Genomic DNA, 14,559 nt, shown 5'->3' with positions numbered 1-14,559 from the left:
GCGCGGGCCCTCCTCCCCGGTGGTGGTGGCGATCATAACGAGAGTGCCGGTCCGAGGGCGCGCAATCCCGCGTTCCCAAGGCGCCCGGGAGGCTACGCGTAGGCACCGGAGAGCAGGTGTCCGGCGCCGGGCGCGAAGGCGGGCAGGCCGAGGGCCCGCAGGAGCTGGTGGGTGGTGCAGACGGCAGCCGAGACCACCGGCTTGCCCAACTGCTGCTCGGCCTCCTCGACCGCGGACAGCGAGGGCAGTTGCACGCAGGCCGAGAGCACCACCGCGTCCGCCTCGGCGTGGGCGAGACCGCGGGCGATGGCGGGCAGCAGGGCCGGGTCGTGGGCGGCGACGTCGAGGTTGTCGGCGATCTCCAGGGCGGCGTGGTCGAGCACCTCGATGCCCTCGGCGGCGAGGTACTCGACCACCGTCCGGGCCAGCGGTCGCAGGTACGGGGTGACCATGGCGACCTTCGCGGCCCCGAGTTCGTGCAGCCCGGCGACGAGCGCGCCGGCGCTGGTGACCACGGGCGCGGGGGCGCCGTTCTGGACGGTGCGCAGGTGCAGCCGCCGTTCGGCCTGCCGGTGGTAGCCGGGGCCGGTCGCCATCACGGCGACCAGGCAGGCGTAGCCGATCACGTCCACCCGGGCGTCCGACAGCTCGGCGGCGCAGCGGTCGGACTCGGCGTCCATGGCGCGCAGTTGTTCGGGGGTGACCCTGGTCATCCGCATCCGGCTGGAGTGGAAGGTGAACCGCTCGGGGGCGACGGCCTCGCGGGCCCGCAGCAGGGCGGGGACCTCGGTCTCCATGGTGACGTTGGAGCTCGGGACGATCTGGCCGATCCGGTGGGTGGTCATCGGGTGGACGGTCCTTTCCGGTCCGGGGCGGGTCAGCGGGCGTCGATCACCGGGTTGGCGAGCGTGCCGATCCGCTCGATGGTGGCCTCGACCAGGTCGCCGGGCTGGAGGAACTGCGGCGGCACCATCCCGGCGCCGACGCCGGAGGGGGAACCGGTGGAGATCACGTCGCCCGGTTCCAGGGTGACGCCGGAGGAGATGTCGGCGATCAGCCGGGCGACGCCGAACAGCATGTGGCGGGTGTTGGAGTCCTGCCGCAGCTCGCCGTTGACCTTGAGCGAGAGGTCGAGCCGCTGCGGGTCGGGGATCTCGTCGGCGGTCACCACGACCGGGCCGAACGGCGCGTAGCTGTCCTGGCCCTTGGAGAAGAACCACTGGCCGGAGCGGCGCTGGTCCCGGGCACTGATGTCGTTGACGATGCTGTAGCCGAACACGTGCCGCAGCGCGTCCGCCTCGGCCACCCGGAAGGCCGGTGCGCCGATCACCACGGCGAGTTCGCACTCCCAGTCGAGCTGCTTGGTGAGGTCGGCGTTGTGCAGGATGGGGCCGCCCGGGCCGGTGACGGCGGTCGAGGGCTTGCCGAACAGCACCGGCCGGTCGGGCAGTTCGCGGTCGGTGTCCAGGGTGCGGTGCGACTCGGCCACGTGCTCCACGTAGTTGAGGCCGACGCCGACGATCTTGCCGGGGCGCAGCGGCGCGCACAGCGAGACCTCGGCGAGCGGCCGGCCGGCCGGGGCCCCGGCCAGCAGGTCGCGGACGGTGGCCAGGGCCGGCTCTCCGGCGCGGATCAACCCGAGGAGGTCGGGGGGCAGTAGGACCCCGGCGCCGGTGGCGAGGGCGGTCAGGTCGACGACCCGGTCGCCGTCGATCCGGGCGCCGAGGCGCGGGGTGTCGTCATGGCCGTCGTCCCCGGTGCGGCCGGCGGGGCCGGCGTCGTCGTGGGTGCGGAAGGTCAGCAGGTGCATGGTGGTGGGGCTCCTGGTCAGGCGGTGGTGACGGTGGGCTGCTGCCCGTCCGGGTGGGCCTCCTCGCGGTGGAGGCCGAGCGCGTGCATCACCGGGAAGTCGTTGAAGGAGAACAGGCAGGCGTCCTCGCCCCGGTCGAGGTTCTCGTGCTCGTGCCAGGCCCAGGACGGGACGACGAAGATGTCGCCCTGCTGCCATGCGAAGCGCTGTCCGGCGATCACCGAGGCGCCGCGTCCCTTGGCCGCGGTGTACACCACCGAGCCGGTGTGCCGGTGGGCGCGGGTGGCCTGGCCCGGGCGCAGCAGTTGCAGGTGGGCGGACATGGTCGGCATCACCGGGCCGCCGGTGACCGGGTTGGTGTACTCCATGATCACGCCGTCGTAGGGCGATCCCTCGGTGGCGCGGGCGAGCCGGCGCAGCGCGTGGTAGCTGGGCTCCCAGGGCCAGCCGAGCAGCGGGGAGTACGGCCGGGTCCACTTCTCGACGCCGTACGGCAGCAGGTTGCCGCCGTAGCTGAGCAGCGAGGAGCCGGTGACCGGCCCCGGTCGCTGGTGCAGCTCCGGGTGGACCTCGTAGAAGTTGGCGTCGAGGGTGTTGACCAGCGGGATGTCCAGGCCGTCCTGCCAGATCACCGGGGCGTCGTCGGCCTCGTTGCCGTGCTCGTGCCAGGTGTTGTTCGGGGTGATCGCGAAGTCGCGCGGGCCGACCTTCAGCTTCTGTCCGTCCACGACGGTCCAGGCGCCGGTGCCCTCGTGGACGAAGCGCAGCGCGGAGGCCTGGTGGCGGTGCGCCGTCATCGCCTCGCCGGGCCCCATGATCTGCAGGCCGGTGTACAACAGGCCGACGGCGGCGCTCAGTTCGCGGCGGCCGGGGTTCACCAGCATCACCACCCGGCGGCCGGCGTCGTCGGCCTTCACCAGCGGCAGCGCCTTGCGCACCAGCGGGCGGAGGTCGGCGTAGCGCCAGAGCACCGGGACGGACCTCGGCTGCGGGTACCAGGGTTCGATCTCGTTCGCGACCGTCCACAGGGCGCCCGCCTCGTGCTCGGCCAACTCCTTGTAGTAGGTCAGCAGTTCGGGACTGTCGGTGACCCGGGCCCGGCCGATCCGGTCGTCGTCGTGAGCGTGGTGGCCGGGGGTGGTCTCGGGGCTGGTCATGCCTCCTCCTCGGGGAGCGTCAGCGGCCGCAGCGGGCGGTTGTCCACGTGCAGCCGGAAGACGTCGAAGCGGTTGTAGTGCCCGACGATGTCGTGCATCTGCTTGGGCTGGATGCAGCGGCCGAGGTCGATCTCGGCGTAGACGATGCCCTCCTCGTCCACCAGCGGTTCGGTGACGGGGCGGCCGTCCGGGCCGAAGATCCCGGACAGGGCGCTGTGCGGGCGGGCGAGCTGCTTGCGGACCTGCGGGTCGTCGCCGGCGATCAGGTCCACCATCCCGGGCGAGAGGGTGGAACAGGAGACGACGGAGAACACCTTGCCCTCGAAGCAGTGCGCGGCGGTGCGCAGCGCGATCGAGTCCGCCATGTCGTAGTCCTCCGGGCCCACCGGCAGCGCGATGTAGCAGGCGGCGTGGACCAGTTCGCCCTGGGCCAGCAGGGTGAAGCGGGCCAGCGGATTGGTGTTCTCGCCGCAGGCCAGCGCGCCGAGCGGGCCGACGGCGGTGGGGTGCACCGTGAGGGTGCTCCCGTCGCCCTGGCCCCAGGTCAGTTTTTCGGCCCAGGTCGGCATCAACTTGCGGTGGACGCTGAGGAGTTCGCCGTCCGCGTCGATGATCAGCAGGGTGTTGTGCAGCAGTCCGAGGCCGGGCCGGCCGCGTTCGTTGATCCCGATCACCAGCACCACGCCGGCCTGCCGGGCGGCGGCCCGCAGGGTGTCGACGTACGGGCCGGGGACGTCGACGGCGGCCCGGTACAGGCGCTCGAACCACGGCGAGCCCTGCACCGGGTTCATCGTCCAGTTCCAGTACGGGTAGCCGGGCACGAAGACCTCGGGGAAGACCACCAGTTCGGCGCCGTGCCCGGCCGCCTCGTGGATCAGCGCGACGGCCTTGTCGACGGTGGCGGCCGGGTCCAGGTAGACCGGGGCGGCCTGGACGGCGGCGGCGGTGAAGCGGGGCAGGTGGGGCATGGCTCCTCGTCACTTCTCGGCGGTGTCGGAAGGAAGGGGCGGTGACCAGCGGCGGTGGACGGGCGCGGGCGGCTCGCGCAGCAGGTGCAGGCGCGGGGCGACCCGGTCGGCGTTCGGGCCCGGCGGCCTGCGGCTGCCCGCCGCCCACGGCCCGGGCCAGCGGGCGCCCGGCCCGGTGTGGCCCCGCTCGGCGGCGGCGTGCAGGGTCCAGAGCGGGTCGTACAGCTGGGCGCGGCCGACCGCGACCAGGTCGGCCCGCCCGGCCAGCAGCACGGAGTCGGCGTCGTCGAACCCGGAGATCGCGCCGACCGCGATGGTCGGCAGGCCGGTGGCGGCGCGGATCAGCTCGGCGAAGGGCGTCTGGTAGCCGCGCCCGTACGGCGGCCGCTGGTGAGCCACCACCTCGCCGGTGGAGACGTCCAGCGCGTCCGCCCCGGCCCCGGCGAGCGCGCGGCAGATCGCCACCGCCTCCTCCTCGGTGGTGCCGCCGGTCGCCCAGTCGCTCGCCGAGATCCGCACCAGCAGCGGGCGGCCGGCCGGCCAGACGGCCCGTACCGCCGTCAGTACCTCCAGGGGCAGCCGCAGCCGGTGGGCCAGCGGGCCGCCGTAGCGGTCGGTGCGGCGGTTGGTGAGCGGGGAGAGGAAGGAGGAGAGCAGGTGGCCGTGGCCGAACTGGAGCTCCAGCACGTCGAAGCCGGCCCGGGCGGCCCGCTCGGCGGAGGCTGCGAAGTCCGCGGTGACGGCGTCCAGTTGGATGTCGTTGGCCTCGTGCGGAACGGGGCTGTCGGCGTCCCAGGGAAGGGCCGAGGGGGCGATCAGCGGCCAGCCTTCGGTGAGCGGGCGGCCGATGCCGTCCGGCCCGGGGGCGGTGGTCGCGCCCCGGCGGCCGGCGTGGGTCAGCTGGATGCCGAGCGGGGTGTCGCTCACCGCTCTGACAGCGCCGACGAGTCGGTGCCAGGCGGCCTCCTGGTGGTCGGTCCACAGGCCCGGGCAGCGGTCGGTGGCCCGGCCCTCGGGGCCGACCGCGGTCATCCCGGCGAGCACCAGCCCCGCGCCGCCGAGCGCGTGCCCGGTCAGCTGGGCCCGGTCGAAGCCGCTGGGCAGCGTGTCGGGGGAGGTGAAGGTGGCGAGCGGCGGCACCACGACGCGGTTGCGCAGTTCCAGTGCGCCCAGCTTCAGCGGCCGGAACATCGGCGGCACTCCGGGAGAGCCGCCGAAGGCGGTGTCCACGGCGTCCACGAAGGCGGGGTCGCGGGCCCGCAGATTGCCGTAGGTGACCCGCCGGCTGCGGGTGAGCAGGTTGAAGGCGAACCGGTCGGCGTCCTGCCCGGTCCGCCGCCCGATGGTCTCGAACCACTCCAGACTCGCCTGCGCGGCACGCTGGGTGGACTCCACCACCGGGCGCCGCTCGGCCTCGTAACCGGCCAACGCCTCGTCCAGGGTGGGCTGTTCGCTCAGCGCGGCGGCCAGGGCGAGGGCGTCCTCCAGGGCGAGCTTGGTGCCCGAGCCGATCGAGAAGTGCGCGGAGTGCGCGGCGTCGCCGAGCAGGACCACGTTGCGGTGGCGCCAGCTCGCGTTGCGTACCGTGGTGAAGCGGATCCAGCGGGAGGCGTTGGGGATCAGCCGGTGGCCGTCCAGGTGCCCGGCGAGCAGCTCCGCGCAGCGACGCACGCTCGCCAGATCGCTCTCGCCGCGCGCCGGTTCCCGTGCGGCGAGGGCCTCGAAGCCCGCGCGGCGCCAGGCGTCCGCGGCCGCCTCGACGATGAAGGTCGAGCGGGTGGCGCTGTACGGGTAGGCGTGCACCTGGAGGACACCGAAGTCGAACCGCTCGACGATGAAGGTGAAGGCCTCGAAGACCTTGTCCGTGGCGAGCCACATGTAGCGGCAGTGGCGCTCGTCCAGATCGGGACGGAAGCTCTCCGGGAAGGCGGCCCGGGTGCCGGAGCGGATGCCGTCGGCGGCCACCACCAGGTCGTACTCGGCGGCCAGCCGGTCCACGGGCGGGGCGGGGGTCCGGTAGCGCACGTCCACCGCCAGCTCGGCGCAGCGCCGTTGCAGGACGGCGCGCAGCCGGTTGCGGTCCAGGGCGGCGAAGCCGTGGCCGCCGCTGGTGCGCACCTCGCCCGCGAAGCGGATGTCGATGTCGCTCCAGCGGGCGAACTCGGCGCTGATCGCGGCGAAGACGTGCGGGTCGGCGTTCGCGATGCCGTCCAGGGTCTCGTCGGAGAAGACCACGCCGAAGCCGAACTCGTCGTCCCGGCCGTCCCGTTCGAAGACGGTGAGCTCCCGGTCGGGCGCCAGCTGCTTGGCCAGGGCGGCGAAGTAGAGCCCGCCCGGGCCGCCGCCGATCACGGCGATCCGGGTGCGGTCCCGTGCGGTGCTCATGCGGCGGCCTCGGGGGCGGTGATCGCCCCGGGACCGCCGGACGGTCCGGGGTCGACGGCCGCCCCGGCGCCGGCGGCCGTCCCGGGGCTCATGCGGCCACCTCCGGGCGCTGCGGCCCGGCCTCCGCCAGCGTGCGGCGGACCTGCGAGGGCCACGGCTCGGCGCCCCCGTCGTGCGGTCCGGAGTGCACCACCGACATCCGCCCCTTCGCGGCCAGCCCGTGCGGGCCGTGCACCTCGAAGGCGTAGTGCAGCGAGGAGCCGCCGACCCGGACCACCCGCAGCTCGGTGCGGACCAGGTCGCCGAACCAGAGCCGTTCGCGGTAGTCGGCCTCGAAGTGCACCCGGGGGATCCGCCCGAACAGGTCGGCCAGTCCGAGCCTGCGCAGCAGGGCCGCCTCCGCCGCCTCGGCCCAGCGCTGCACGGCGGAGAAGTGGTAGTGCCCGGCGGCGTCGGTGTCGAACCACTCCACCCGGCGCTCGACGGTGACGCTGGCCGGGGTCGGTGCGGCCCGTCGGCGCAGCTCGGCGCGGTGCAGCTTGCCGGTCGCGGTGCGCGGCAGCCCGGGCACGAACTCGACCGCCCGCGGGTACTTGTACGGTGCGATGGTGCGCTTGACGTGCTCCTGGAGCCCGCGCGCCGTCTCCGGCCCCTCCGGGACGCCCGGGCGCAGCACCACGTACGCCTTGACCACCGTGCCGCGTCGCTCGTCCGGCGCGCCGACCACCGCGCAGTCGGCCACGTCGGGGTGGGTGGCGAGCGCCTGCTCGACCTCGGGCCCGGCGATGTTGTAGCCGGCCGAGACGATCATGTCGTCGTTGCGGGCCCGGAACCAGAAGTAGCCGTCGCCGTCCCGGACGTAGGTGTCGCCGGTGAGGTTCCAGCCGCCGCGGACGTAGTCCAGCTGGCGCTCGTCGTCCAGGTAGCGGCAGCCGGTCGGGCCCTTGACCGCCAGAATCCCGGGTTCGCCGTCCGGCACCGGACGGCCCTGCCCGTCCAGGACCGCGGCCCGGAAGCCGGGGACGGGCCGGCCGGTGGAACCGGGCCGGATGTCCCCGCCGGCGGCCGAGACGAACACGTGCAGCATTTCGGTGGCGCCGATGCCGTCGATCAACCGCTGTCCGGTGGCCTCGTGGAAGGCCCGCCAGACGGCGGCGGGCAGCGGCTCGCCCGCCGAGACGCAGTGCCGCACCCCGGAGAGCCGGTCCGCCAGCCCGGCGGCCAGGATGGCCCGGTAGGCGGTCGGCGCGGTGAACAGCACGCTCACCCGGTGCCGGCGCACCTGTTCGGCGAGTTGCTCCGGGGTGGCGTGCTCCAGCAGCAGGCCGGCGGCGCCCGCCCGCAGCGGGAAGACCAGCAGGCCGCCGAGGCCGAAGGTGAAGCCGAGCGGCGGGGTTCCGGCGAAGAGGTCCTCGGGGGTGGGGCGGAGCAGGTGGCGGGAGAAGGTGTCGGCGATGGCGAGCACGTCGCGGTGGAAGTGCAGGGTGGCCTTGGGGTGGCCGGTGGTGCCGGAGGTGAAGGCGATCAGTGCGACGTCGTCGGCGGCGGTCGGGACGGCCGGGAAACGGGCGGCCTTGGCGGCGCAGCGGGCGGTGAGGTCCTCGGGGCCGGGGCCGCCGTAGCCGAGGACGCGCAGTCCGGGGGTCCGTGCCCGGTGCAGCTCGTCCAGGAAGCGGTGGTCGCACAGGGCGAGGACGGGCCGGGCGATGCCGTGCAGTTCGGTCAGTTCGGCGGCGCGCAGCAGCGGCATGGTGGTGACGGCGACCCCGCCGGCCTTCAGCACGCCGAGCCAACAGGCCGCCAGCCAGGGGGTGTTGGGTCCGCGCAGCAGGACCCGGTTGCCGGTGACGAGGCCGAGGTCCTCGGTCAGCAGGCGGGCGATCCGGTCGGCGTGGTCGCGCAGTTCGCCGTAGGACCACTGTTCGGTGGGGGTGAGCAGGCAGGGCCGGTCGGGGCCGAGGCGCTCGATGGTGTCGTCGAGCAGGGCGGCGGCGCAGTTCAGGCGATCGGGATAGGCCAACTCCGGTAGTTCGAATAGGAGTTCGGGCCATTGCTCGAAGGGTGGGAGGTGGTCTCGGCAGAACGTGTCCACGTGCGCGGAGGGTGAGAGCTCCATGGGCGGGCACCTCGTTGTGCGAGCGGGGAGTGAGGCCAGTATGGCGCGTCCGTGACGCCAGTCAAGGGAGCGATACATGCATTCGGGCGACGACCCGGCTCCCCGCCCGCTCCGGGCGCCGGGGGCGCGCCGACCGTCAGCTCGTCGCCCCCCGGGCGGAGGCGTCGGGAGTGCGGCCCTCCTGGGCCTGCTGGGCGCGGTCGGCGAGCAGCCGGGCGAACACCGTCAGCCCGGGCGCGGTCAGGGCGGCGCCCGGCCCGTCGTCCCGCACCAGGAGCAGCACGCCGCCGACCTGGACCAGCGCCACCGCCGACGAGGAACCGACGGTCCGAGTGGCACTCCGGTCGCCGATCCGCGGGATCGCCACCGCCGTCGACTCCACGCCGCCGGTGCGTTCGAGTGCGCTGTCGAAGGCCTTGGCGGCCGCCTCGGGGGAGGCGAAGGCGACCACGTCGAACTCCACGGTCTGCACCGATGCGGCGCCGAACGTCACGCTGGCCGAGGCGAGTTGCCGGTCGCAGGCGTCCGGCAGCAGGCACGGCACCGCGTCGGTCGGGCCCGTCCCCGACTCCGGCCCCCGCTGCACCCGCCACCCGCGGGGCATCGCCCCCTCGTCGGGCAGCACGCCCCGGACCAGCACCGGGTCGCCCAGCGGCTGCGCGGCGTGCGCCAGCCCGGGCCCGCCAGGCTTCAGCAGCGGGCGCGAGCCCAGGTGGACGCCGAGCGCGACCAGCGCGGCGATCAGCACCAGGACGAGCGCCGCCACGATCCCGGCGTTGCTCCGCCGGGCGGCGAGCGCCCGGGCACGGGCGGCCGCGGGGCCGGTCCGCAGCTGAACGGTGCTCGGGCCCTTCGGCGGCGGTGCGGACGGCGGGCCGACCCGCAGCTGCACGGTGCCGGGCTCGCTCCGCAGTTGGACGGTCGGTGGATCGCCCGGCTTCCCGAGCGCGGTGGTGGCCAGGTACTGCGCGAACGCCGGGTCCGTGGCCAGCAGGTGTGCGACGGCGGCGGCCAGCAGCGCCCGCGCCTGCGCGTCCCCCGGGCTCGCCTGCGCCGCCGCGAGCGCCCCGGCGCCCTCCGGCACCATCCGCAGCCGCGCCCGCACGACATCGGCCACCGCCTGGTGCGGCCCGTCGCCCAGCAGTGCCGCCGCCACCGCATCCGGTGCCGGCCCCCGGCCGTCCCCCATGGCAACTCCCCCTGCCGCACGAGTGGTTGCCCCCCACGATCCCGGACCGCCGGCCACTTCGTACCCACGCCGAACGGAACGGAGACGCAACTGCAACGCCACCCGGACGAACCGGGGCGCCGTGGCGTGGCCGGTGGTGACGGCCGGGAGCGTGCTCGGGCGTTGCCTTCACCTGCCTTCACCTGCCTTCACCCGCCGTCGCCCGCCGTCGCCCGCCTCCGGCTCCCGGCCCGGCGGCCGCGCGGGCCCCGGCCGCGGTGGCCCTGCCCCGGTCCCGGGTCGGTAGGGAGCCCACCTCCGCCTCGTGCAGCGCGCACACCGGTGTCGCGGCCTGATCCGGACAGGTCCGAACGGCGCGCGTCAGCCGACCAGCGCCCTCAGCACGTCCGGGGGCAGGGCCGGGTTGGCCGCCGCGGCCTCGGCCGTGCGGGGGTCGGGGGAGGCGAGGCAGTGGGCGAGGGCGCCGGGGGTGGCGTGGCGGTGGGCGGCGATGGCCCGCAGGGCCTTGATGGGGACGGGCTCGGTGGCGGCGATCCGGTCGAGCAGGGCGGCCGGGGCGTCCGGGTTGGCGGCCAGGGCGGTGGCCACCTTGGTGCCGAACCGGTCGAGCACGGCGGTGAGTTGCGCCGAGGTGAGGCCGGGGTGCGGGGCGACCGCCTTCGCGACGGCGGCGTCCGGGTCGGCGGCGAGCCGGTCCCGTACGGCGGCGGGCAGGTCGCGGTGCTCTGCGACGAGCATCCGCACCCGGGGTTCCGAGGAGCCCGCGAGCGCGGTGAGTTCGTCCGGGGCGGCGCGGGCGATCCGGGGGAGCAGGGCGGCGCCGATCCGGACGGCGACGGCGAGCCGTTGGAGGAGGTCGAGCGGGACGTGCGGGTGGCGGGCGAGCCGGCGTCGGACGTCGGGGTCCTCGTCGTCGAGGAGCCGGTGCATCAGCGGCAGATCGATCCCGGGGTTCTCGGCGAGGCTGCCCCGGACCCGCAGGGCCGGGTCCTCGGCGAGCCGGTGGTAGGTCTCCACCGGCAGCGCGGGGTGTTCGGAGAGCCGCTGCCGGACCAGCGGGTGGTCGTCGACGCGCCGGGCGGCCACCGCACCCGGGGTCGTGGGGTTGCCCGCCGCCTGGCCGCGGGTCCGGACGTCCTCGTCGGCCAGGAGCGCCGTCAGCAGCCGGGGTGGAGCGGCTTCGTTCGCCGCGACCCATCGCCGGACCTCGGCCTCGGGGTGGGCGGCGAGCCGGGCCAACAGGTCCGACCGGCGGGTGTGGAGGCCGAGTTCGGCCAGCACGGCGGTGTCCTCGTCCGTCGCGAGGAGCTCGGCGGCCTCGTCCGGCAGCCCGGGGCAGGAGCAGAGCCGCATCCGGACGTACGGGTCCGGGTCCCGGGCCAGTTGCCGGGCCAGTTGCCGGGCCCACGCCGGGTCCCCGCGTCCCTCGTCCAGCAGGGTGAGCGCGACCAGCGGGCGGGTGACCGGGTCGACGTCCGTGGTGCGCAGCGCGCCGCCGCGGGCGAGCCGGACGGCGCTGTCCTCGTCGCGTCCGGCGAGCCGACGGGCCTGCGCCGGGTCGAGGTCCGGCCGGTCCGCGAGGGCGTCGGCCAGCTCCTCGTCGGTGTCGGCGGCGTCGAGCAGCCGTCCGAGAAGGTCGGGCGGCAGGGCGGGGTTGCGGGCGGCGGCGTGCAGCAGTGGCGGCATCCGGGCATTGTGCCCGCCACCCGGCCGGGCGCGCCGCCGAATTGACCGGCCGGGTGGCGGGCCGGGGGCCGTCAGCGCAGGTCGAAGACCAGGCGGGCGGAGACCTTGCCGCTCAGCACCTCGTCGAAGCAGGCGTTCACGTCGTCGAGGCGGCGGGTCTCGCGGATCACCCGGGTGCGGCCGAGGGCGTGCAGCCGGAAGACCTCGGCGAGGTCCTCGCGGGTGCCGACGATCGAGCCGATCACCTTGGTGCCGTTCAACACCGTCTCGAAGACGGGTAGTTCGAGCTTGCCACCGGCCGGGAGGGCGACCAGGACGAGGGTGCCGCCGCGGCGCAGGGCGCCGTAGGCGGCCTGGAAGGAGGCGTTGCTGACGGCGAGGGCGATCGCGGCGTGGGCGCCTCCGAGGGCCTGGACCTCGGCGGCGACGTCCTGGGTGCGGGCGTCGAGGACGTGGTCGGCGCCGAGGTCGCGGGCCAGGGCGAGTTTGTCGTCGGTGACGTCGACGGCGATGGTCTCGGCGCCGAAGACGCGGGCGTACTGCAGTGCCAGGTGGCCGAGCCCGCCGATGCCGGAGACCAGCACCCGGGTGCCGGGCCCGGCTCCGGAGACCTTGAGCGCCTTGTAGGTGGTGACGCCCGCGCAGGACAGCGGCGCGGCGTCCAGCGGGTCGATGCCGTCGGGGACGGGGACGACGTAGTCGCCGTGCGCGATCGCGTACTCGGCGTAGGCGCCGTCCACCGAGTAGCCGCTGTTGTGCTGCTGGAGGCAGAGGGTCTCCCAGCCGGAGACGCAGTGGTCGCAGCGCCCGCAGGCGTCCGCGAGCCAGGGGATGGCGACCCGCTCGCCCACCCGGACGTGCCGGACCAGGCCGCCGGCCGCCTCGACGATGCCGACGCCCTCGTGCCCGGGCACGAACGGCGGGCTGGGCTTGACCGGCCAGTCGCCGTGGGCGGCGTGGATGTCGGTGTGGCAGAGGCCGGAGGCCTCGATCCGGACCCGGACCTGGTGCGCGGCCGGCTCGGGTACCGGCTGGTCCTCGACGACCAGCGGTGCGGTGAAATCGCGGACGACGGCGGCCTTCATGCGCTGCTCCTCGGGCGTACGGCCGGGTACGGGGGTACTGCCGGCGGCTGCGCGGGGGCGCAGCCGCCACCAGCTTCACCCGACGGGGTGATCTTCGCCGGTCGAACTAGGCCGAACGAGTGATCATCCGTCCGCGTATCCGCGCAGGTCAGCGCACCGGCATCGACATGTACACCGCCCGTCGCCCGTAGCAGGCGGGTACCGGCACCTCCCGGTGCGCCCGGTAGCCGAGCAGCCGGAGCAGGATGTCCGCCCCGCGTACCGCGACCATCGAGATCCGCTCGTAGCCCTGCCCGCTCGCGTGCTCCCGGAAGTGCCGGATGAAGCCCAGCGCGACCTCCCGTCCGCGCAGGTCCTCGGCGATCACCAGGTCGTGCACGTGCAGGTTGGTCGAGCGGAAGGCCTGCTCCTCCGGGCGGCTGAGGTCCGGGCAGCGCAGCGGCGGGTAGGGCAGGCTCAGCAGGTAGCCGCGGACCACGCCGTGCTGCTCCAGCACGAAGCAGGTGCCGGGCGAGCTGCGGGCGCGCGACTGGAGCGCCTCCCGGCCCTCGGACAGGTCGTCGGCCGCGTAGGCGTCGTGCTCCAGCGCGACCACGGCGTCCCAGTCGTCGTCGGCCAGCTGCCGGATCCGGAGGTCCTCGCTCACCGAGCCGGCGCCTCCGTGCCGGCGTCCGCGCCGTCCGTGCCGGCGTCGAGCCCCTCCGCGCGGGCGGCGGCCACCATCGGCGCCCAGGCCTCCAGCAGCACCGCCCACCGCTCGGCGTCCTGCCGGGCCTCGTCCAGGAGCTGCTGCCGCTGCCCGGCCACCACGTCCGCGAGCTCGGCGTACTTGCCGCCCAGCTTGCGGTAGGAGCGGTCCAGGACGTCCAGGCAGTGCACGTTCCCGGCCTGGTCCCAGTCGACGCTTCCCCGCACCAGGTCGAGGATCGGCTCGACCTTCAGCCCGTGCCGCTCGTCCAGCAGCCCGCGGCCGAGGTCGATCATCCCGCCGTAGACCGGGTACAGGTACAGCATCGAGAGCAGGAACTTGACGAACCGCATCTGGTAGGAGACGAAGCCGGTGCCGGTGCGGCGCTCGGGCGTGTAGTAGTTGACGATGTGGCGGTTGTGGACGACGCCGGGCAGCCGGGAGTGGACCATGGCGTGCAGCAGGGCGTAGTCGCTGCCGATGGTCTCGATCGAGGGCAGCAGCGGCAGCACCTCGTAGGCCCGGTGGTCCAGGGCGATGTTGCACATGTAGACGTCCCAGATGTCGGGCACGCCGAGGACGGATTCGTCGGTGCTGAACGGCTCGGAGCCGGCGCCCTTGAAGGAGACGTCCACCATCGCGTCCCTCTCCTCCTCCGACCACACCGGCGGGGTCCACAGGCGCACCACGTCGCGGTAGACGGCCGGGTCCATCTCGTGGATCTCGCTGATGTCCACGTTGAGTTCGCCGATGAAGGAGCCGCTGACCAGCATCACCGGCTTGTCCGCGTCGGCCGGGTCGAGCTCGGAGCGGGACACGCCGGCCGCGGCCTCGCCGGCCGGGCGGCCGATCGAGAGCAGCTCGTGGTGGATCGGGAAGACCTTCCGGCCGTCGACGACCTGGAAGTCGGCGTCGTCGTTGCGCAGGTGCGCCGAGGTGCAGCCCAGGGCGGCCGCGCCCAGGAAGAGCCGGTTGACGCAGGAACCGTACGCGACGGCCCGCGGGAGCATCAGGTCGAGCAGCAGTTCGGGGTCGGCGGCGCCGGAGCGCTCGGACACCCGGCGCAGGAACTCCCGCTGCCCCGCCTCGCTCAGGTGGTGGACGGCCACGCCGGGGGTCGGCTCCAGCGCGGCCACGGCGCCCGCGTTCTCCGCGAACCCGACGGCGTCGGTGGTGTCGAGGACGAGGAGGTGCACCTCGACCCCGAAGGTCGCGACGGCGTAGGCCGCCTCCTCGGCGAGTTCCGCGATGGTGTCGGGGCAGGGCCGCATGGTGGGCAGGGCGAGGCAGACTCTTTGCATGGTGCGGATTTCTCCATCGGATCGTCAGATTCGGTTCCACGGAGGCCAGTTGGGCGCACAGGGAGGCCCCGGGCGCGGGCTGGTGCCGGTCCGCCGGACTACCGTGGACTAGACCACTTTTGATGTCAACGATTGACAGCGGCGCCCCGGCGGGGTGCAATACGCCCCCTCCCG

At 74.6% G+C, this 14,559-nt stretch carries 10 protein-coding genes and 2 pseudogenes; all 12 read right to left on the bottom strand.

Annotated elements, in window-relative coordinates:
- Positions 1–92 precede the first annotated feature (92 nt).
- Positions 93–845 carry an Asp/Glu racemase gene (locus ACFVVA_RS11315; RefSeq protein ID WP_387688143.1) on the bottom strand — a complete coding sequence of 251 codons (753 nt, stop codon included), beginning with the start codon at positions 843–845 and terminating at the stop codon, positions 93–95.
- A gap of 32 nt (positions 846–877) precedes the next feature.
- Positions 878–1,810, bottom strand: coding sequence for a fumarylacetoacetate hydrolase family protein (locus ACFVVA_RS11310; protein ID WP_387688141.1), 933 nt, complete (start codon positions 1,808–1,810; stop codon positions 878–880).
- Positions 1,811–1,827: 17 nt separating this feature from the next.
- A complete protein-coding gene (locus ACFVVA_RS11305; protein WP_387688139.1) occupies positions 1,828–2,967 on the bottom strand; it encodes a cupin domain-containing protein in 1,140 nt (379 codons plus the stop codon).
- The gene (locus tag ACFVVA_RS11300) at positions 2,964–3,935 is read right to left on the bottom strand and encodes a carbon-nitrogen hydrolase family protein (protein WP_387688137.1); all 972 of its coding nucleotides are present in this window, start codon (positions 3,933–3,935) and stop codon (positions 2,964–2,966) included. Before ACFVVA_RS11300 ends, ACFVVA_RS11305 begins: the two co-directional genes overlap by 4 nt.
- A 9-nt stretch (positions 3,936–3,944) precedes the next feature.
- Positions 3,945–6,320: an FAD-dependent monooxygenase gene (locus ACFVVA_RS11295; RefSeq protein WP_387688135.1), complete on the bottom strand. Its 2,376-nt coding sequence runs from the start codon at positions 6,318–6,320 to the stop codon at positions 3,945–3,947.
- Positions 6,321–6,408: 88 nt separating this feature from the next.
- Positions 6,409–6,753, bottom strand: a pseudogene (locus ACFVVA_RS11290) (acyl-CoA thioesterase); the annotation flags it as partial.
- Positions 6,754–6,825: 72 nt separating this feature from the next.
- Positions 6,826–8,436: pseudogene (locus tag ACFVVA_RS11285) on the bottom strand (AMP-binding protein); the annotation flags it as partial.
- Between the two features lie 136 nt (positions 8,437–8,572).
- The gene (locus ACFVVA_RS11280) at positions 8,573–9,625 is read right to left on the bottom strand and encodes a hypothetical protein (protein ID WP_387688133.1); all 1,053 of its coding nucleotides are present in this window, start codon (positions 9,623–9,625) and stop codon (positions 8,573–8,575) included.
- Between the two features lie 360 nt (positions 9,626–9,985).
- Complete coding sequence (locus ACFVVA_RS11275) at positions 9,986–11,311, bottom strand: hypothetical protein (RefSeq protein WP_387688131.1); 1,326 nt, start codon at positions 11,309–11,311, stop codon at positions 9,986–9,988.
- 71 nt (positions 11,312–11,382) lie between these two features.
- Positions 11,383–12,396: an alcohol dehydrogenase AdhP gene (adhP, locus tag ACFVVA_RS11270; protein ID WP_387688129.1), complete on the bottom strand. Its 1,014-nt coding sequence runs from the start codon at positions 12,394–12,396 to the stop codon at positions 11,383–11,385.
- 148 nt (positions 12,397–12,544) lie between these two features.
- A complete protein-coding gene (locus ACFVVA_RS11265; protein ID WP_380545771.1) occupies positions 12,545–13,042 on the bottom strand; it encodes a GNAT family N-acetyltransferase in 498 nt (165 codons plus the stop codon).
- Positions 13,039–14,385 carry a DUF6271 family protein gene (locus ACFVVA_RS11260; RefSeq protein WP_387688126.1) on the bottom strand — a complete coding sequence of 449 codons (1,347 nt, stop codon included), beginning with the start codon at positions 14,383–14,385 and terminating at the stop codon, positions 13,039–13,041. Before ACFVVA_RS11260 ends, ACFVVA_RS11265 begins: the two co-directional genes overlap by 4 nt.
- Between the last annotated feature and the right edge of the window lie 174 nt (positions 14,386–14,559).

Source organism: Kitasatospora sp. NPDC058048, assembly GCF_042885555.1.
Lineage (GTDB): Bacteria > Actinomycetota > Actinomycetes > Streptomycetales > Streptomycetaceae > Kitasatospora > Kitasatospora lactacystinica.
Note: the sequence above shows the minus strand (reverse complement) of the source record. Positions and strands in the feature narration are given on the sequence as shown.